Origin of the sequence: Paenibacillus nasutitermitis, from assembly GCF_014641075.1 — a bacterium.
GTDB classification, from domain to species: domain Bacteria; phylum Bacillota; class Bacilli; order Paenibacillales; family Paenibacillaceae; genus Paenibacillus_Z; species Paenibacillus_Z nasutitermitis.
The window spans coordinates 219993-238620 of record NZ_BMHP01000005.1; the positions used below are offsets into that span (position 1 = coordinate 219993).

At 49.4% G+C, this 18628-nt stretch carries 18 protein-coding genes; 11 read left to right on the top strand and 7 right to left on the bottom strand.

Annotation, left to right across the window (positions count from 1 at the left end; genetic code table 11):
• Positions 1 to 26: 26 nt before the first annotated feature.
• Positions 27 to 1166 carry a glycosyltransferase family 4 protein gene (locus IEY46_RS28425; RefSeq protein ID WP_188997519.1) on the top strand — a complete coding sequence of 380 codons (1140 nt, stop codon included), beginning with the start codon at positions 27 to 29 and terminating at the stop codon, positions 1164 to 1166.
• A 198-nt stretch (positions 1167 to 1364) separates the two neighbouring features.
• Here IEY46_RS28425 and IEY46_RS28430 read toward each other — a convergent pair whose 3' ends face one another.
• Entirely contained in the window at positions 1365 to 1697 is a 333-nt protein-coding gene (locus tag IEY46_RS28430) for a hypothetical protein (protein WP_229750603.1), read from the bottom strand.
• A gap of 230 nt (positions 1698 to 1927) precedes the next feature.
• On the opposite strand from IEY46_RS28430, the gene IEY46_RS28435 reads away from it, so the two are divergent.
• The 3 genes from IEY46_RS28435 to IEY46_RS28445 are packed head-to-tail and all read left to right on the top strand — an operon-like array spanning position 1928 to position 4507.
• Positions 1928 to 2179: a sugar phosphate nucleotidyltransferase gene (locus tag IEY46_RS28435; RefSeq protein ID WP_188997522.1), complete on the top strand. Its 252-nt coding sequence runs from the start codon at positions 1928 to 1930 to the stop codon at positions 2177 to 2179.
• Positions 2176 to 3483 carry a UDP-glucose dehydrogenase family protein gene (locus IEY46_RS28440; RefSeq protein ID WP_188997523.1) on the top strand — a complete coding sequence of 436 codons (1308 nt, stop codon included), beginning with the start codon at positions 2176 to 2178 and terminating at the stop codon, positions 3481 to 3483. Before IEY46_RS28435 ends, IEY46_RS28440 begins: the two co-directional genes overlap by 4 nt.
• A 43-nt stretch (positions 3484 to 3526) precedes the next feature.
• The gene (locus tag IEY46_RS28445; protein ID WP_188997525.1) at positions 3527 to 4507 is read left to right on the top strand and encodes an NAD-dependent epimerase/dehydratase family protein; all 981 of its coding nucleotides are present in this window, start codon (positions 3527 to 3529) and stop codon (positions 4505 to 4507) included.
• 175 nt (positions 4508 to 4682) lie between these two features.
• Here IEY46_RS28445 and IEY46_RS28450 read toward each other — a convergent pair whose 3' ends face one another.
• The gene (locus IEY46_RS28450) at positions 4683 to 6749 is read right to left on the bottom strand and encodes an iron ABC transporter permease (RefSeq protein WP_188997527.1); all 2067 of its coding nucleotides are present in this window, start codon (positions 6747 to 6749) and stop codon (positions 4683 to 4685) included.
• On the bottom strand, positions 6746 to 7786 hold the full coding sequence (locus tag IEY46_RS28455; RefSeq protein WP_188997528.1) for an ABC transporter substrate-binding protein: 1041 nt from the start codon (positions 7784 to 7786) through the stop codon (positions 6746 to 6748). The genes IEY46_RS28450 and IEY46_RS28455 overlap by 4 nt, the downstream gene beginning before the upstream one ends.
• A gap of 431 nt (positions 7787 to 8217) precedes the next feature.
• Between IEY46_RS28455 and IEY46_RS28460 the strand changes: the two genes are divergently transcribed.
• Both IEY46_RS28460 and IEY46_RS28465 read left to right on the top strand, forming a co-directional pair.
• On the top strand, positions 8218 to 8580 hold the full coding sequence (locus tag IEY46_RS28460) for a PadR family transcriptional regulator (RefSeq protein WP_188997530.1): 363 nt from the start codon (positions 8218 to 8220) through the stop codon (positions 8578 to 8580).
• On the top strand, positions 8567 to 9613 hold the full coding sequence (locus tag IEY46_RS28465; RefSeq protein ID WP_188997532.1) for an HAAS signaling domain-containing protein: 1047 nt from the start codon (positions 8567 to 8569) through the stop codon (positions 9611 to 9613). The genes IEY46_RS28460 and IEY46_RS28465 overlap by 14 nt, the downstream gene beginning before the upstream one ends.
• A 137-nt stretch (positions 9614 to 9750) precedes the next feature.
• Here IEY46_RS28465 and IEY46_RS28470 read toward each other — a convergent pair whose 3' ends face one another.
• Positions 9751 to 10248 carry a DUF2798 domain-containing protein gene (locus tag IEY46_RS28470; protein ID WP_229750604.1) on the bottom strand — a complete coding sequence of 166 codons (498 nt, stop codon included), beginning with the start codon at positions 10246 to 10248 and terminating at the stop codon, positions 9751 to 9753.
• A gap of 74 nt (positions 10249 to 10322) precedes the next feature.
• The gene (locus tag IEY46_RS28475; protein WP_188997534.1) at positions 10323 to 10877 is read right to left on the bottom strand and encodes a TetR/AcrR family transcriptional regulator; all 555 of its coding nucleotides are present in this window, start codon (positions 10875 to 10877) and stop codon (positions 10323 to 10325) included.
• Positions 10878 to 11474: 597 nt separating this feature from the next.
• On the opposite strand from IEY46_RS28475, the gene IEY46_RS28480 reads away from it, so the two are divergent.
• Positions 11475 to 12080: a TetR/AcrR family transcriptional regulator gene (locus tag IEY46_RS28480; RefSeq protein ID WP_188997535.1), complete on the top strand. Its 606-nt coding sequence runs from the start codon at positions 11475 to 11477 to the stop codon at positions 12078 to 12080.
• 100 nt (positions 12081 to 12180) lie between these two features.
• Here the strand turns inward: IEY46_RS28480 and IEY46_RS28485 are convergent, their stop codons facing one another.
• Complete coding sequence (locus IEY46_RS28485; protein ID WP_188997537.1) at positions 12181 to 13104, bottom strand: AraC family transcriptional regulator; 924 nt, start codon at positions 13102 to 13104, stop codon at positions 12181 to 12183.
• Positions 13105 to 13297: 193 nt separating this feature from the next.
• On the opposite strand from IEY46_RS28485, the gene IEY46_RS28490 reads away from it, so the two are divergent.
• The 3 genes from IEY46_RS28490 (at position 13298) to IEY46_RS28500 (ending at position 16419) form a co-directional block, all read left to right on the top strand.
• Positions 13298 to 13573: an Atu4866 domain-containing protein gene (locus IEY46_RS28490; protein ID WP_188997539.1), complete on the top strand. Its 276-nt coding sequence runs from the start codon at positions 13298 to 13300 to the stop codon at positions 13571 to 13573.
• Entirely contained in the window at positions 13573 to 14310 is a 738-nt protein-coding gene (locus IEY46_RS28495) for an SDR family oxidoreductase (protein ID WP_188997618.1), read from the top strand. The genes IEY46_RS28490 and IEY46_RS28495 overlap by 1 nt, the downstream gene beginning before the upstream one ends.
• Before the next feature lie 168 nt (positions 14311 to 14478).
• Positions 14479 to 16419, top strand: coding sequence for an amidase family protein (locus IEY46_RS28500; protein ID WP_229750605.1), 1941 nt, complete (start codon positions 14479 to 14481; stop codon positions 16417 to 16419).
• Positions 16420 to 16530: 111 nt separating this feature from the next.
• On the opposite strand, the gene IEY46_RS28505 is transcribed toward IEY46_RS28500, so the two are convergent.
• Complete coding sequence (locus IEY46_RS28505; RefSeq protein ID WP_188997540.1) at positions 16531 to 17373, bottom strand: NAD-dependent epimerase/dehydratase family protein; 843 nt, start codon at positions 17371 to 17373, stop codon at positions 16531 to 16533.
• Between the two features lie 119 nt (positions 17374 to 17492).
• Here IEY46_RS28505 and IEY46_RS28510 point away from each other — a divergent pair, with 119 nt between their 5' ends.
• Positions 17493 to 18323 (top strand): helix-turn-helix transcriptional regulator, encoded by an 831-nt coding sequence (locus IEY46_RS28510; protein ID WP_188997541.1) that lies wholly within the window; start codon positions 17493 to 17495, stop codon positions 18321 to 18323.
• Positions 18324 to 18628: the final 305 nt, after the last annotated feature.

Consider the following 18628-nt stretch of genomic DNA (forward strand, 5'->3'; position numbering starts at 1 on the left):
GAAAACTTTTAGGAGGAAATGTCCTAATGAACATATTAATGATCTGTACTGAAAAGCTGCCTGTTCCTAACATTAGAGGCGGCGCCATCCAAACTTATATCTGTGGTGTCGCATCGATATTAAGCAAGCATCACAGGATCACGGTCCTCGGAAGAACAGACCCGGATTTGCCAAACGAAGAAGTTAGCGAAAGCATCCGTTATGTCCGGGTAAATTCAGATGGCGTGTTTGACGTCTACTCCCTAGGTGTGATTCACTTTCTCTCCCAAAATCAGGAGCAATATGATATTATTCATATCTTTAATCGGCCAAGGCTCATTGCCCCCGTACATGATGCTGTACCAAACGCCAGAATTATATTAAGTATGCATAACGACATGTTTAATCCTGAAAAAATCAGCAGAGCCGAAGGCAGCGCTGCAATAGAGCAAGCTGAACGGATTATTACCATAAGTAATTATATTGGCCGTACGATTATCGAATACTTCCCTCAAGTAGAGCCAAAACTGAAAACGATCTACTCCGGGGTTGATTTAAGTCTGTTTGCCCCTTGGACCGAATCCCCGTATTCTTTGCAAGCCAGAGACAGCATTAGAACGGAGCATAATCTTACATCTAAAAAGGTAATCCTGTTTGTAGGCAGATTGTCACGTAATAAAGGGCCCCATGTTCTTGTCCGCGCCATGTCACATCTACAGCAGGATGCTGTGCTTGTGATTGTAGGCGGTGCTTGGTACAACGATAATACAATTAGTGATTATGTGGCTTATGTCCGCGCTCTTGCAGAGCGTTCCCCTATACCTGTAATCACAACCGGATACGTGCAGGCACACGATGTTCATCGTTGGTTTTGTGCAAGTGATGTGTTCGTTTGTACCTCTATTTGGCAGGAGCCGCTGGCCAGGGTCCACTACGAGGCAATGGCTGCGGGACTCCCATTTCTCACCACTAATCGAGGAGGCAATCCGGAAATTGTGAGAGACAATAATGGTCTCCTTTTAATGAACCCGGAGGATCCTATGGAGTATGCACATCATCTTAATCAACTGTTATCAAATCCTCATCTTTCTCGTCAGATGGGCCTGAATGGCCGACGTATGGTCGAGCAGCATTTCACTTGGAAGCGAGTTGCTGACGATATCTTGTCCGTCTGGGAACGCAAGTAACGAGCCCTTCTGAATCAGTTTCTACGCTGGACTCCTGATCACAGGTGTCCAGTTTAGGACTGATGCTTCTATCCGGCACATAATACATAGCCCCAACAACGGCATTCCCATAAACGAATGATCAACCCGGCAGGGTGGCGGGTTGACCAGACAAGATATCTTTATTAATGCCCATACTTAAACTTCGTCTTCACCGTCTTATTCTTCTTTGCTGCCTGCTTCTTCCACTTCTTCTTCACTGTCTTCTTCGTCGTCATCATCATCATCTGCTTCCGGGGCTTCCAATTCCCCAGTCTCTACATCCATCTCGCTTTTGTCGCCATTTTCGTATTCTACTTCAATTTCATCTACTTGCGCCCAATCCACTTCGCTTAACAGATGGCTAATTGCAGCCTCTCTGGTCACGGAAAGCTCACCGTCTTCTTCCATTGAGTAATCCTTTTTTTCCCCGTTTAAATACTCTACTTGAATCTCCACAATCTCAGGATGACTTTCTAGCATTTGCTTTACTTGATCTGCTAATGACACCACGATCATTCCCTTCATTTCTAGTTAGAAACTTTTCAGGTTTCCCTGTATTCTATGATCCCCTGATCTTATTGTGCAGGCTGTTGATAGAGTAAAACCGCGGATTTCAGTTGATCATATAGCTATTATCGATTAAAAAGCATATTTTACTATAAACTGCTAAATGCCCTACCATATGAAAATTATATTCATAACTTAATAATAAATTCATTTATGTAAGGAGTCCAAACCATATGAAGGGACTAATTTTCTGTGCTGGCAGAGGAAGCAGGCTCTACCCCTTTTCTGAAGTAACACCAAAAGCATTACTTCCGGCAGCCAACAAGCCAATTCACTATTATTGCATTGAACAGCTGGTTAACCTACAAAAATGCGGGATTGGAATTGTGATACGTCCCCAGAACCTGACTCTTTTTATGAAAGAGATTGATAGAGGCGGTCCACAATCGGTGTATGTGCAAACCTCATGGGGGACTAACAGATGAATATTCTAATCATGGGGATGGGCTATGTCGGAGTGGCAACGGCTTTGCTGCTTACTGAGCTTGGATGGCAAGTAACCGGTTTGGATCCGAATAAGTCAAGGATTCGAACGTTGAGTCACGGCGTACTTCCCTTTTATGAGCCTGGCTTGGATGAAATGCTAAGAACGCATTTGGCTTCCCGCAGGATCACTTTTACTTCAGAGATCGGCCAGGCTATCGACGATAATGAAGTCATCTTTCTCTGTGTCGGGACGCCATCTGGAAGTGATGGCAGCGCGGATTTGCAGTTTATCAAAGAAGCAGCGGAAAGTATCGGCAAGCACATGCAGGGATACAGGCTGATTGTTATCAAAAGCACGGTTCCAGTTGGAACCAACGAACAGGTAGTCCAATGGATCAACCAAGCCCAGCCTTCCGCAATACCTTTTGACGTGGTTTCCAACCCTGAATTTCTGAGAGAAGGCAGCGCATTACAAGACGCACTTGAGCCTGATCGGATTATTATCGGCAGTGATAATGACCAAGCCACAGAGCTGCTTCGATCTCTATATAAGCATGTAAATGGCCCTGTAGTGGTTACCAAGCCCAAAACAGCTGAGCTGATCAAATACGCCGCAAATGCCTTTTTGGCTTCGAAGATCTCCTACATGAATGAATTAGCAAGACTGTGTACGAAAATGGGCGTGAACATTGCCGATGTTGCAGTCGGGATCGGGATGGATCATCGGATTGGACCGCACTTTTTAAGGGCAGGTATCGGATATGGAGGCTCCTGCTTTCCCAAAGATATCCATGCGCTGCTGTTCACCGCTCGGGAGCATGATGTGGACCTGACTATATTGGAAAAGGTAGTTCAGGTCAATCAGACGCAAGCCCTTTATTATATGAACATTTGGGAACAGCTGTTGGGCTCATTTAACGGGAAAACCATTGCGGTATTAGGTATTTCCTTTAAACCGGATACCGATGACATCAGAGAAGCACCAGCAATCGGTATTATTTCGAAGCTGCTGGAAAACTCTGCTGTTATCAGAGTCCACGACCCGATAGCCAAGCTTCCAAAAAGTATGCTGTCCAAACATCTGAAGCAGTTCGATTCCGTTGAGAAAACTGTACAAAACTGCGATGCTGTCATCCTATGCTCGGAATGGAAGCAATATATGACGATGGACTGGGAGCAGCTAAAGCGCCGCTTGAAGCAGCCCTACCTGTTTGACGGCAGAAACATGCTGGATGGTGCGCAAATGACTGCACAAGGCTATCATTACTCAGGCATAGGCATGAGCTGGACGGAGATAAAGTAATAATGTAATTATTTATTCCCAAATCAGCTAAAGGATGGTATCTATGCATATATTAGTCACCGGCGCTGCCGGATTTATTGGCTCACACCTATGTGAGCGATTGCTTCAGGATGAAAACAATCAGGTAACCGGACTGGATGCATTTGTCCCGACGGCTACTCCTGAATGGATGAGGAAGCGCAACCTTCGAGCGCTGCTCCATCACCCGCGATTTTCTTTTATACAGCAGCATCTATTGAATGTTTCATGGGCAACCCTGCTTCCAAACGTAGACATTGTGTATCATCTGGCGGGAATTCCTGGTGTACGATCAAGTTTCGGTCCCGATTTTGAGACATATGTGACGAATAATATTTTGGCTACCCAATGCTTGCTGGAAGGCTGCCGTCAATATCCGGTCAAAAAATTAATTTATGCTTCAACCTCCTCCGTTTATGGAGAAAAGACCGGTCAAGTAAACGAGCTTGTCCCAACAGCCCCCCTGTCTCCCTATGGTGTCAGCAAGCTTACCGGCGAACAGTTGTGTCATGTATATGCTCATAACGATCAGGTCCCTGTCGTGATCCTCCGATTTTTCACTGTATATGGTCCGAGACAGAGACCGGATATGGCTTTTCACCGTTTTATTAATCACATTATGCACAGTAAGCCGATTCCTATTTATGGCGACGGCCAGCAAACCCGTGATTTCACATTTGTAGAAGATTGCGTACGCGCTGTTGCCCAAGTAGCTTATGCGGACAATGTTATCGGCGAAACGATCAATATCGGAGGTAAGGAGCGCGCTTCTGTTCTTGAATGTATCTCCATTTTAGAGCGATTGGTTGGCAAAAAAGTGGACATTCAATTTATCCGGCCTACGTACGGGGAGCCCAGACATACATGGGCAGATATTACGAAAGCACAGTCTCTATTGCGTTATGAGCCCAAGATGGACTTGTACCGGGGACTTGAACACGAAATGCTCGATATTTATGAGATGTCCACGTCGATGCCGTCAACAGATCATGATTCACTTAGTTAGACGTAAGCCTCCTGTCTGTAACGGAAGATTTGTCAAAAAAAGTCCATCCCGCACAGGATGGACTTTATCTCGTACTTCATTGAATTTTCGTCCGCCAAGCCGTTCATTTGTAGAGAGCCGTTAACTGTAGCTATAGGATCGGCCTGACTTTATAGGATTTAGTCGCAGACAGCTGTCACGCTCTGCGCGTAAAAGTCCGGAACATGATAAACAGGAAGTAAGGCGCTCCAAGCAGCGTGATCAATATTCCGGACGGGATTTCCTTGGGAGCCATCACTGTCCGGCCAACCGTATCCGCCAGCACAAGGAGCAGCGCCCCCAGCAGGCCGGAAAGCACGATTGAGCGCCTCGTGTTATGCCCAATCAGGATACGGACAGCATGTGGCGCCATTAAGCCCAGGAAGCCGATCGTACCGACACAAGCGACGGCGCCCGCCGCCAGGAGCACGCCGACGGCCATGGCGGCCAATCTCGTACCGCGAACCGGCAAGCCGAAGCCGACGGAGCTGTCATCTCCAAATCCGAGCAGGTCGAACCGCCGCCCCAGACTCCAGGCAATCGGAAGCAGCACGAGCAGGAATAACGCGATGGTAATCACCTGATCCCAGTTGCGCCCGTAAGTCGTGCCGGTCAGCCAGATGAAGCCCGTGCTTCCCCAGAGCGAGCCGCGCACGATCAGCACCTGGATGCCTGCCGCACCGATTGCCGATACCGCAATGCCGAGCAGGATCAGAACGGATGGATTAAGCGCCTTGCGCCAAGCGAAAGCGAAGACGATCGCGGCGGATCCCACGGCACCGATGATTGCCGCGATGGGCAGCAGCGAGATCGGCAGCTGCGGCCAGGCAATGAGCACCGCAAGCGCTCCGAAGCCCGCACCCGAGGTGATGCCTATTATCGAGGCGTCGGCGAGCGGATTGCGGACCGTGCTTTGGATGAGCACGCCGCTGACCGCCAGGGCAATACCCGCTCCGGCCGATACCAAAGTCCGCGGCAGCCGCAAGTTAATAATGACCGAATAGCTCGCAGCGCTGTCAGAGCCGATAAGGCTTGCCCATAGCTGCCTGATCGGTACCTGCGTCGCTCCCATTGTTAAACTTACCAAAATAAGCGCAATAACGAGCACGAGCAAAATGACGGCCAGCCGTGTATAACGGATCTTCATCGGTTGGCCCAGGACGCTCATGGAGACGCTGCCCGCCGAGCCGGATATCCCTTTCATTTTCCGCAGGACCAGCCAGATTAACCACGGCGCTCCGATGACGGCCATGACCGCGCCGACGGGCACCTCCCCCATTCCGCTGCGCACCATACGGGCAAGAACATCTGCACCGGTAATGAGGACGGCCCCCCACAACGCAGTGGCCGGAATAAGCAAGCGGTGCGAACGCAGCCCGCTTAGACGGACAAGATGGGGAGCGACCAGACCCACGAATCCGATCGGACCCGCGACGCTGACGACGACGGCCGCCATAAGCACAGAAAGCGCCAAACCGAGAAACCGGGTAAGGTCGACCTTCTGCCCGAGCGACCTGGCCGTCGCTTCGTCCAGATTCAGTACGTCGAATTGCTTGCCGAACAGGAAAGCCAGAACGACCGCTCCCATCGTCCACGGCCAAGCATACTGCACCCCGCTCCAATCCAGCTGGTTAAGCGAGCCTGCGCCCCATAAGAATAAAGATTGAGATTCATACGCATAGAAAATATGCAGCGCGTTCGTGAAGGACCCGAGCACGAGCGACACGATCATTCCCGATAGCGCTAGCCGGATGGGACTTGACGCTTTGCCACCTGCCAAAATATAGGCTGCCATAGCGGCAGCCGTTCCTCCCAGAACAGCGATGAGGAAAGGCGACTGATGAAGGATGGCAGGAAAGAAAATCGTGCCCAGCACAACCATGAAATACGCGCCGCCGTTAATACCAAGCGTATCCGTGGCGGCCAGCGGGTTCTTGGTGATCGTCTGGAGCAGAGCTCCGGCAATTGCCAGCCCGGCACCGGTAAGAAGACCCAGTATCATGCGGGGCATCCGGATATCCCATACCAGATTGTGATCCATCAGGTCCTGCCGGTTCTGCAGGGAGGCGATGACCGTAGATACGGAAACCTTGGCCTCCCCGAAGCATAAACTCGCGAACATGAGAATCACGAGGGCTGCGATGCCGCCTCCGAATATCGCAATTATACTTTTACTGCTGGTCGTACTTGAAAATGGCTTATTCGTATCTATGGCCGTATTCATTTGGTCAAAACTTCGACGATGCGTTCCACGAGAACCTTCGAAGAGGTCGGGCCACCGAACGTCCAGGTGCTTCCGTCCAAAGCATAGGTGCGATTTTCTTTAACAAAGTTAAGACCTTTCCATATCGAATTGTCCTTCAACGCGTTGGCGAAGACATCGTCCTTCTTTTCCACGATATAGATGAAGTTGGTGCCCTCTACCGCGGGAAGAGCCTCGATGGTCGAGTCTGTGTAGCCGTATTTCATGAACTTGTCTGATTTCCACTCATTTACAAGACCGATACGGTCCAACGTCTGGGAGACGACGGACGAATCCGTGAACAATCTCAATAACGCATTGTTCTGCGAGGTAAACGCCTGGGTCAGGACATACTTGAAATTTTCTTTGCCCGCTGCGGCCAGCTTAGCTTTGACATCTGCATAGTATTGGTCCAGGTCGGCCAGGTACTTGTCGGCTTCGGCTTCCTTGCCTACTGCAGTCGCAATGGTATTAAAGATGTCGATGGTTCTCGTGTATTGGTCAATGTCATCCGGATACGGATCGAATTCGATGGTCGGCGCAATGGCATTCAGTTGGTCGTAGATAGCTGCGTTGTTGTCGGTGTTGGAAATGATGAGATCCGGCTTCAATGAAGCGATTGTCTCCATGCTCGGCTCCCAGCGCAATCCTACGTCGGTTACGTCGCCAGCCAGCGGAACTTCGGGAGTCACCCAAATGGCGAACTCCTTGTTGTCTGCGTTCCCAACCGGCTGCAAACCCAGCGCGAGCAGATCCTCGGTGAAAATCCATTCGAGCACGACGACGCGCTGCGCCGGCTTGTCTAATGTCGTTTCGCCTTTGGCATGCTTAATGACGATCGGGCTGGAAGCTTCCGGTGCCGGCGATTCGCCAGATGCGCCCGTGTTGGCTTCTGTTGAAGGGCTTGCAGGACTTGCGTTGTTCGATGCCCCGGCTTCGTTCTTATTATTGGTGCCGCATCCTGCGACGATAAAGGCCATAACTATAGATACCGCCATAATGCTTAGCAATTTTTTCATGATATGTAGTTGCCTCCAGATAAATGTTTTTATTAGGCTTTGGCCGGGACTTCTGCCCGGGCATAGACGTAGCTTAGACCTAGGCTGCCGCTTCTTCCGTCGGCTGGTGGTGAATACGCTTACCGTCCGAATAAACGCCACCTTGCACCGGGATGAGAACACGAGTCTTTATTTTAACCGCGACATCGACAACCACCCTTCGCTGAAAATGATTCTCATTTAAATCTCACGACTCAATGATAATGGTTCTCAGCTGTGATGTCAATGAAAAAAAGATGAGCTAAAAGGCTTCGACAGAGAGCGTTTCGAGCTTCTTCTCCAAGCATCGTCCTCCGACTAGCTCATGACCTTGATATAAGATGAAATCAATTATATCGTCATCTTTACAATAGTGTGTGACACACAGTATAATAACTCCAGGAGCTGATCATATGGCGGATGTAAATGAAACGATAATGGGGTTATTGAGCGAGCTGCGGCGAGGCACGATTGTCATTAGCGTGCTCAGTCAATTATCCGAACCGCGGTATGGCTATTCCCTTGTGCCCTTGTTGCAGGAAAAGGGAATCCCTGTTGATCCAGGCACCTTGTACCCCTTGCTTCGCAGGCTGGAGAAACAGGAGCTGTTGGAGAGCAGATGGGATACGAATGATTCGCGCCCCCGTAAATACTATTTGCTCAGCCCGCTCGGGAAGGAAGTATATGCGGGACTGTCCCAAGAGTGGCGCAAGCTAGTCGCCAGCATGGAAGGTATTTTGACCGAAAATGGAGGAGAGCAGCATGGAAGTCATTGACCGTTATATTTATGCGGTGACGCAGCGTCTGCCTAAGCAGCAAAGAGAGGATATTAAACAGGAACTGCAAAGCCTGATTGAAGATATGCTGGAGGAGCGCATACCAGATGGTCCAATTGCGAAAGAAGATGTCGAACGTGTGCTGCTTGAGCTGGGCCATCCGAATGAGCTGGCCGCAAAGTATCGCGGGTACGAGCGTTACTTGATCGGTCCGATGTTGTTCGATGCTTACTTGACTATATTAAAGATTGTGATGGCCTCTATCGCCATAGGATTAACCGCCGTTTGGGCCATCGAGACCTTCGTTTCCCATTCGGGGATACTGGACCCGATTGCAAACTACCTGACCTCTCTCGTTTCGGCCGCTGCACAAGGGTTCGTTTGGGTCACCGTTATTTTTGCTTGGATCGAGCGTAGGCAGCGGCTAAATGTCGCCGGCAACGACAGCAGGAATAAAGCGTGGAAGCCCTCCGATTTGCCGCCGATTCCGGATGCGAAGACGCAAATCAAAAGGAGCGGACCGATCTCAAGCATCTTTTTTACCATTGTGGTCTTGGTGATTTGTCTCTATTCGACCGATCTGCTCGGGGTTTGGAGGCTCCACGACGGCACGCTCACGGTCGTTTCATTCCTGAACAACGATGTATTCCGGCACTATTGGCCGCTTCTGTGGATGGTAGCCGCCTTCTCCATTTTGAGGGAAATCGTACGAATTATTGTGCAGCAAAGATCAGGCAAATTGCTGGTTTTCCATATCGTGGTGACCCTTATTATAACGGTGCTGATGTGTACCCTGTTTGCGGATAATGCGCTGTTGAATCCCGATTTCATCCAGGATTTGATCGCCTTGAGCCATTTATCCCCTGAAGGAAAGGACTTCGATACCCTGGTGTCGTTGTGGCCCAAGGTGAACGAATGGCTCGTAAATGCCACCATAGTGCTTGCATTGCTCGATATTATAACCGAATCCTATGCCTGGTACCGGACCAAATCAGCCCCCGCTCCAATCACAAAACAAAAGCCGCTTGTATAGCGGCTTTTTCCGGCAGGTTGCGGAAAAAGTTCCGCAGTGCGCTTACTCATTAATTCGCACCACTTGTGACACGGTTCCCCGCGTGGGCTGAAATGGCAGCTTTTCGGGTACCTTCCGATCCCCCTTATTATGGCATCTTATGCGTACTCGACTTTTTTATCTTGAGAAGCATGCAGCTTCACCATCGCGAATCGTGCAATTGGTTGGATTACCAAGCTCTCAGCGGCAAGTACAATCATGAAATTTCTTGGCCAGTTCGTTACCCAGTTACGAAAGATTTCAGAACTAAACCCATTTCCTACAGCATTACCAATAAGCGTCATGCAGGCTGACATACCTATGACAGTGAATAAGATGCGGAACATCATTTTGGCATTAAAGCTGTCCGTTGGTTGTGTAAACTTTCCTGCTAATTTTTCAGCAATTCGACCAATAAGAACCGATTCAAGTATCATGGCAATAACCAGCATGATCGGAAACGTCTTAAGGATTGTTATCGCAACGTCTCCATTGAAGTCCTTGACAGCTAGAGTGGTATTTAATGAAGTCATAAACAGAGCTGTCAGTGAACAGATGATTACACCGTACAACGCGCCCTCCTTACCGTTTCTTGGCAATCTTGTTTCTTGATTCAATTTTTTCTTCCTCTCAGAATAATGATTTCAGACCTTAGCCATTTCGCTTCATACAGGGGCAAATGCAGCGACGATTATACAAATAAATTCGGTAATCGTTTAGCGATCGTTTTTAAAGGATCTGTTGATTTTTGCGTTAAACAAAGCATCATTGCACCTTCAATCGAAGCCGTTAACATCAATGCAATTTCCGAAGCTGATTCATTCGTGAACCCTTCCGCTACAAGTTTCGCAGAGTAAATGTGCTGGATGTTTTCGTATAGTGCACTGCATGCATTGCGGACAGGTTCACTCACCGTGGCCATTTCACTGACAATACTGCTAAATGTATAGCCAGTAATGGTGTCCTCTGTCTCTAAGTTGTGAATTAACTTATGAAGTATAGCTTGTACCGCTTCCTTAGTGGATCGATGCCCCCTGAAAATAGTTTCGATATCCGTCGTAATGGCTACTTTCAGGTCGTGTAAACAAGCAATTAAGAGTTCTTCTTTGCCATTTGGGAAATGATGGTATATCGCTCCTTTTGAAACGTTACAGGCTTTTAAGATTTCATTGAGCCCTACTGTTTTATAACCCTTTTGCTGAAAAAGCATTGTAGCCGTATCAATCATTAGCGACTTTGTATCCAAATTTAATGTTTCCTCCTAAGATACCGACTGGTCTGTTTTTGATTATAACAAATTTTCCACCCCTAATGTAAATGTTTTTTGGATCCCATTTTTTTCACTCGTCATCTTTACAACACAAGTGCCGCCTAACCCTTTATTAAAGACATCTATATTATGTCATTATCCCTACTTATGATACGGTTCCCAGCGCTGTCTGCAACGTCAAGTTTCAAGGCCATCCATTTGCCGGACAGCCCGTTCTGTCTTGAAATCTAATCTTTGCCTGTCAATAGTCGTCTTCCGAGCTGCAGTCTCGCTTCAAGCTCGATCCTTTGTTTGCAGTCTTCACAGCAATGCATTCCTTTACGATTTCGTTTCACGCGGTCGTAAGCTTGAGTTCCCTCGAAGACATCAAACATTCTTCTGCAGCTATAACAGGTCGATTGCAAACGAAATCCGTTGAACTGGCCCTCCACCTAAATCCCTCCCGTCCATCACAACAAGGTCCGGCACTATTGACGTGGTAACCGCGACGCGCTATAACTGAATAATATCTAAATCGCACACTGTGTTATTTATTTTAATGCAGTGTGCTAAATAAAACAAGAGGTGTGAGCCTTGCCGAAAATTGTGGACCACGAACAAAAAAGAAAGCTCATCGCCGAATCGGCATGGAGCATTATTGAAGCAAAGGGGATCGAGCACGCGTCAATCCGCGCCGTCGCCGCTGCGGCCGGGTTATCACCCGGCGCCTTGCGGCATTATTTTTCAACGCAGGACGAGCTGCTGCTATTTATCGTGGATTATTATTTGACGAGAGGAGTCGACCGAGCAGAGGGGCTGGAGATAAGTCGTATTCCGATGAAGGCCGCGAAGGAAGTGATTTTAGAGTTACTCCCTATGGACACGGAAAAACGAACTGCAGTCGGCGTCTGGTGGGTGTTCGCCATCCGCTCCCTCACAAGTTCGGCATTACAGATTAAAAAAGACGAGCTCACGGACGGACTTCACTACCTGACTAAATCCGTCCTCGATCTTCTGACTGGGGCGAAGCTTCTTCCCTCGTCGATAGACATCGAACTCGAAACGCTTAGACTGGCCGCAGTCGTCGAAGGCTTGACGATCCTCGCATTGCTTCGCCCGGAGATCTATGCACCAGAGACCGTGGAGCGAATCGTCGCCTGTCATCTCCGGGAGCTTTGCATGCGCGCCATGAATGAATAAAACGGGAAGAGACAAGCCATGCATCGGCCGATTAGTGTGACTTCTTGCGGGTCATATTTCAATACTTCCTCTCTCGACCAGCTCTCTGCGCATCAGATATCTAAGAGGACGCCTTCCTGGTTTGCAGTTCATTACGGAAACGCCGGATGTCCCTGACCGGAGGATGGCCATACATACGCGCGTATTCGCGACTAAAATGCGAGGGGCTTTCATAGCCGACCTGGAACGCCGCATCAGCCGCTTCTATTGCTGTTGAATAGAGCAAACGGCGCGCCTCCTGAAGCCTGAGCTGCTTCTGATATTGGACCGGGCTCAATGCCGTTACTTCCTTGAAGTAATAATACAAGGACGAGGCGCTCATACCGGCCTCCACGGCTAATTCTTCAATGGGCAAGGGCATCGCGAAATCGCGGTTCATCCGCTTGATCACCTTCGCGATACGCTGCGCATGGCTGCCTATCAAAGCAAACTCTTTGAGGGCGGCGCCCTGTTCATCCTGAAGAACCCGGTAAATAATCTCTCGTATCGCATACGGCGCAAGTACCGGAATGTCGCTTGGTGTATCTAACAGCCGGACAAGCCGCAATAAGGCATCATGCAGCGTATCGCTCATATCGTTTATGTACAGTCCGCGCCGCCCGGATTCGGGCTTGGGCCTCTCGACTGTAACGGATGCCTGGATAACCTCAAGAATTTGGTCCATGTCAAATTGCAACTGAAGGCTTAAATACGGCGTTTCCGGTTCAGCCTCCAGGACCTGTCCGGTAATCGGCAAATGTACGGAAGCCACCAAATAGCCGTTTGGATCATACCGGTAACTCTCTTGCCCCAGCATGACGAGCTTCGAGCCCTGGACCACAACGCACAGAGAGGGCTCATAGACCGAATAGACCGGCTCGGATGCCAGGGACGAACGAATGAAACGCAAGGCGGGAATCAACGTCTCCTGTGTGCCGTCTTGTTTTGCGAACCGCTCGACCACTTGCGCTAAATCTTCTTTCCGCTTCACGGACCTTTCATCCATTTGATCGCCTCCCCTTTATTCGATTAACCCACTCAACTTTATACTATTTTGGAGAATTAGGCAATTACAGCGAACCATCCGGCTACCGCCCCGCTTTCGATTCGGTTCATAATGGAGTTGTGGCTATGTGCTCCAATTGGAGGTTATGGCATTGCGTGCCAGCCACCATTCAAACGTGGAAGGAGAGAGTGAAATGAATACCGAACATGTAGATTCGCATCCCTATGCCGGCATGTGGGTGACCGCGGACGGCTATATCCGGCACGAGCTGCTGCCGAACGGAAGGTACGACGAAGCCCGCGGCGGCCGCAAGAGCGCTTATCAAGGAAGATATACCATCGAAGGCGATCATATCGAATATGTGGATGATACAGGTTTTACGGCCGATGGCGATTTTGTCGACGGGGTGCTGTACCATGCAGGTATGGTGCTTTATCTGGAAGAACACAGAGGGGGGAGCGAGGAATGATGTCTGCACGTGATGGAAAAGTTGTTGTCATTACAGGGGCAAGCAGCGGGATTGGCGAAGCAACGGCCCGTCTGCTGGCTAGCCAAGGCGCTCATATTGTCATCGGAGCCCGGCGCTTGGAAAGACTGGAAGCCCTGGCATCCGACATTCGCGCGGAAGGAGGTTCAGTCGCCTATCAACAGCTCGACGTAACGGACCTTGATCAGATGAAGGCGATCGTCCTCATGGCTCAAAAACGGTTTGGGCGGCTCGATGTTGTCGTAAACAATGCTGGCGTGATGCCGCTCTCACCGCTCGAGGCTTTAAAGATCGATGAGTGGAACCGAATGATCGACGTTAATATCCGCGGCGTTCTCCATGGCATTGCTGCCGGACTACCCATCATGAGGGAGCAAGGGTTCGGCCAATTCGTAAATGTGGCTTCCATCGGTGCCTATGAGGTGTCCCCGACCGCGGCGGTCTATTGCGCTACCAAATATGCCGTTCGGGCGATCACCGAAGGATTGCGGCAAGAGGCCGGGAGCAATATCCGCGCAACCCTCGTGTCACCGGGCGTGACTGAGTCCGAGCTTGCCGACAGTATCACAGACGAAGGGGCAAGGCAACTAATGAAAGATTATCGCCGCATTGCGCTTCCAGCCTCTGCCATCGCCCGCTCCATAGCTTACGCCATCGAGCAGCCGGAAGGCGTCGATGTAAATGAGCTTATTATCAGACCGGCTTCGCAGCTTACTTAAATGTCTGTATAAATAACTAGTTCCCCTTTCTTCTTACGAGCTTAATGAAAAAATGAGTAATTAGACGTACAAATGTCAGAAAACATTACATTTATCATATTGATTTCACTTCTCTTTCGATTATAATGTTAATTAAACTAACATAATAGAAAGGGAAGTGCGAGAGATATGATTAGCAAAAATAAACTACGCATGATTAGTGGAGCATTTACAGCAGTACTTCTTCTTTCCCAGCTGGCAGCACCTGGGTACGCGGCAAACGCCGACACAGAACTGGATGAATTTGCTTCGCAGAAGTGGGCTCCGAACGGCTTCCTTACATCCTCTAACAGAGAAAGCGCAGTTAAAGCAAATGAATTCGTGCATTTGCTAAACGAAGTTGCCGATGCAGCGGGGTACGATCAAGACATTACAAATACCTTGGACTCCACAGTAATCAAACGTGAGAATGCCGCCGCTTTGCTAGACCAAATTATAGATGTGCCTTATCCGGAAGATCCCTCTTTTCTTGATGTGAAAGACATCGCCTACCAGCCCTCCATTAAAGTAATTGCAACATCGGGACTTATGAAAGGAACATCCTCTAGCAGCTATGGCTTCGGCAAAGCGCTGACACACTCTGAGGCGGCTATCATTGCTTATCGACTCTATCAATATTTGCAGCCGTTTAATCCTGTAGAGGCTTCAATCGCCTCGATCCAGGACGCGCTTAAATCGGGCAGATTGACCTCAGAGGAGCTGGTAGAGCTTTATTTGAACCGAATGGAGCAATACGACGACAACGGTCCACAGCTTCATTCAATCATTGCAGTTAATGAGGCTGCCATCGAGCTAGCAAGAGGGCTTGATGAAGAACGGAAGAAACAAGGAGCGCGCGGACCGCTGCACGGTATACCCGTCATCCTGAAGGATAACTTCGATACGGCGGATATGCCGACAACCGGCGGCTCTCTGGCACTGAAGGACAGCACTCCATCCGATGACGCTTACCAAGTGATGAAACTCAAAAAAGCTGGCGCGATTATTTTGGCTAAAGCGAATTTGCATGAATTTGCTTTTGGCTATACGACGTCCAGCTCGCTTGGAGGACAAACGCTTAACCCTTACAATCTGGAAAGAGTACCGGGCGGCTCCAGCGGCGGAACAGGTGCTGCTATTGCCGCCAGCTTCGCGGCTGTAGGGATGGGGAGCGACACCGGCGGCTCGATCCGGGTGCCTTCCTCTTTCAACAGCCTGGTCGGCATTCGCCCTACCATTGGACTAACCAGCCGGAACGGCATCATGCCGCTTGCTCTAACTCAAGACACAGGCGGCCCGATTGCCAGAACCGTAGCGGATGCAGCTGCCGTTCTTGATGCTACCGTTGGTTACGATCCGAACGACGAAACGACCGCAAGCAGTATCGGCCATACCCCGGACTCCTATTTAGATTATTTGAATGCGGACGGCCTGCAAGGGGCAAGGATTGGTATCGTACGGGAAGTATTCGGTACCGATCAGGAAGTGAATGCCGTGATGGACAATGCGATTGACGAATTGAAGCAATCCGGGGCGATACTCCTTGATAACGTCGCTATTCCGAACTTTGCGGAAATCAACGGCTTCGAAAGCTTAAGCAACTGGGAATTCAAGTTCCAGTTTAACGATTACCTGGAGTCGCTTGGATCCGACCGGCCTTATGATACTTTATCGGATATTATCTCGACGGGCATGTTCGATTCGTCCATCGCCCAGCAACTCAAGGACCGCAATGCTAAAGAAACCCTGGATGACGAAGCATACAAAGATATCATCCTGTTCCGTACGAAGCTGGCTCAACAGGCCGTTCTGAGAATGATGGCGGACCACGATCTCGATGCGCTTATCTTCCCAACCTCGGCTGAGCAAATTGTGAAGATTGGCGGAAACCAGACGATCGGCAACGGATTTAAGCTCAGCTCCTTCACCGGTTATCCGACCGTGACGGTTCCGGCAGGTTTCACGAGCGACAATATGCCAGTCGGCATGGACTTCTTCGGACGTCCATTCAGTGAGCCAACTCTGATTAAGCTTGCTTATTCCTTCGAGCAAAACACACACCATCGCCAGGCTCCCAAGCTTACGCCATAGCGGGCCGCTACTAACGCCAAGGTCAAAAACAGCTCATTTATGATGAGATTAATCATAAATGAGCTATTTTTCTCCCTATCGTCCTCCCTCCCTCAGGTCCCTTCAACTTTACTAGAGAGCACCTGCATCTCTTGCCGAATAAAACGACGGGTAAATCGGCCGATAATGTAACTCGTCTCTTATACGCGTTGTATCGACGATCATGTCCCATGGATCAAATTCCTGTTGCCGTGCTTCTGACGGTATTTCGCTATTATGAAGCTGACGCAGCTCTGCAACGGAGATCGGCGCATCATCGCCCACATTGTAGATTCTGCCATCAATACCTAAGGTGGAAGCTGCGAGCATCAGGGCTTGACTTACATCCGCATGGTGTACCATATGCATGCGTTTGGCTGGATTCCAATTGCGCATGAACGGAAGAAATTCCGCGATATGAGGGTCGCGGTCGCCATAGACAAAAGGAAGCCGTACTATACGCAGGCCCAATCCCTGTTCGCGGTGAAGCTGCAGCAGAGCCGCCTCGGCCGCGACTTTGGTTTGAGGATAAGGAAAGGCAGGCCTAAGCTCGTCTTCTTCACGGTTTGGTCTTGAATAACCTCCAGGACCGTATACGTTATTGGTGCTGGAAAAAACAAATTTCGGCACACCTGCCTGCAGAGCAGCGCGTGCCAGAGCTATACTGCCATCGATGTTTGAAATTCTGGCGGTGTTCTCGTCAACCCCGCGGAACTGTGCTGCCAAGTGAATCACAGCATCGGCGCCACGGATAGCGTCAACATAATCGCCCGGCTGCAACAGATCGCCCTCTATAAGTTCAGCTCCCTGCTGATGAAGCCAATCCGCCTTTGCAGCGTCCCTTACCAATACTTTAACATGATGGCCTCGCTGTAACATACGCGGAACAAAACGGCTTCCTACTTTACCTGTGGCTCCTGTTACAAAGATGTTCATTTTTTCAAATCCTCCTACGTTTTTTAGAAGCTATACTGGCAGTATAATAGAACGCGCACGTAGCTTCCTTCCTGCGTTTATCGTATGATTGAAAGTGTCAGGATAAGGGGGAGTTATACATGGAAGAGATTTCTTCCAGAAGGTCGGTAGGTGAATTCTTGCGTTCGCGCCGGGAACGCCTTACTCCGGAAGATGTGGGGTTAGTATCCTATGGAAGACGACGGACCCCGGGGCTTCGAAGGGAAGAAGTGGCCCAGCTTGCCCATATCGGAACATCATGGTACACCTCTTTGGAGCAAGGCAGAAGTGTCAATCCATCAGAGGATGTACTTAATCACATAGCCATGGCGCTGCGATTGACTGAGGATGAGTGCCGCCATCTCCATCTACTTGCAAGACCGGTACAACAGGAAAAGGCAGAAGATCCGCAATTAAATGCGGGTCTGGAGCAGATGATCAGGGCTCTTGAACCGAATCCGGCGTTCGTACTAGGTAGATGCTGGGACTTGCTCATATGGAACAAAGCAGCTGAGTTCGTTTTCCAATTGCCGTCATTTTCACATCAAATGCAGCACAAGCCCAATTGGATGAGACGTTTTTTGACAGATACCAAGCTGAGATTGGACATAAAGGATTGGGAAACCAAAACACAAATCATGATTGCACGCTTTCGTGCGGACTACGCACACTTCCCTAATGATCCGAGGTTTAAGGAGCTTATTGAGGAATTTATGCAGACCAGCCCGCTGTTTCGCGAGAGTTGGCCGCTGCATGACGTTCAGGTCGTAACAGACGGCCGCAAACGGAGGTACGATCCCCGTATCGGAGAGATGGAGTTTGAACATGTGACCTTACAGCCGCCGACCAATCCGGATCTGAAGATCATGATTTATACAGCTTCAACGGATACTGCTGCACGCCTGAAACGTTTAATGAGCAATCAAGAGTAAAAAAAAACCGCCGTCCGATGCCCGTCAGGGAACGTGAACGGCGGCGATTTTGAGTCATCGCATAAGTGTTTAAAGCCGATATCATTTTGCAAAAGCTAGTAGACCAATTCCGCCAGCACCTAGCCGGTCGAGATTCTGTTCATTACCTTCTATGCTGTACGGCTTCGCTTGTTCAAAATCCTCTCATACTCGTGCGCAGCAATAACTTCATTTCCACCTATATTCATGCTCATCCCCCCCTCTACTACCCTATGTTTCGGAATTCCTTTCTCCTCGGCAAGAAAGTTTCCCAACAGGTCCAGATG

Excerpts from the sequence above, each read along its gene's own strand:
- IEY46_RS28425 (WP_188997519.1), top strand. The coding sequence starts at position 27 with ATGAACATATTAATGATCTGTACTGAAAAGCTGCCTGTTCCTAACATT.
- IEY46_RS28435 (WP_188997522.1), top strand. The coding sequence starts at position 1,928 with ATGAAGGGACTAATTTTCTGTGCTGGCAGAGGAAGCAGGCTCTACCCC.
- IEY46_RS28440 (WP_188997523.1), top strand. The coding sequence starts at position 2,176 with ATGAATATTCTAATCATGGGGATGGGCTATGTCGGAGTGGCAACGGCT.
- IEY46_RS28445 (WP_188997525.1), top strand. The coding sequence starts at position 3,527 with ATGCATATATTAGTCACCGGCGCTGCCGGATTTATTGGCTCACACCTA.
- IEY46_RS28450 (WP_188997527.1), bottom strand. The coding sequence starts at position 6,749 with ATGAATACGGCCATAGATACGAATAAGCCATTTTCAAGTACGACCAGC.
- IEY46_RS28455 (WP_188997528.1), bottom strand. The coding sequence starts at position 7,786 with ATGAAAAAATTGCTAAGCATTATGGCGGTATCTATAGTTATGGCCTTT.
- IEY46_RS28460 (WP_188997530.1), top strand. The coding sequence starts at position 8,218 with ATGGCGGATGTAAATGAAACGATAATGGGGTTATTGAGCGAGCTGCGG.
- IEY46_RS28465 (WP_188997532.1), top strand. The coding sequence starts at position 8,567 with ATGGAAGTCATTGACCGTTATATTTATGCGGTGACGCAGCGTCTGCCT.
- IEY46_RS28485 (WP_188997537.1), bottom strand. The coding sequence starts at position 13,104 with ATGGATGAAAGGTCCGTGAAGCGGAAAGAAGATTTAGCGCAAGTGGTC.
- IEY46_RS28490 (WP_188997539.1), top strand. The coding sequence starts at position 13,298 with ATGAATACCGAACATGTAGATTCGCATCCCTATGCCGGCATGTGGGTG.
- IEY46_RS28495 (WP_188997618.1), top strand. The coding sequence starts at position 13,573 with ATGTCTGCACGTGATGGAAAAGTTGTTGTCATTACAGGGGCAAGCAGC.
- IEY46_RS28500 (WP_229750605.1), top strand. The coding sequence starts at position 14,479 with ATGATTAGCAAAAATAAACTACGCATGATTAGTGGAGCATTTACAGCA.
- IEY46_RS28505 (WP_188997540.1), bottom strand. The coding sequence starts at position 17,373 with ATGAACATCTTTGTAACAGGAGCCACAGGTAAAGTAGGAAGCCGTTTT.
- IEY46_RS28510 (WP_188997541.1), top strand. The coding sequence starts at position 17,493 with ATGGAAGAGATTTCTTCCAGAAGGTCGGTAGGTGAATTCTTGCGTTCG.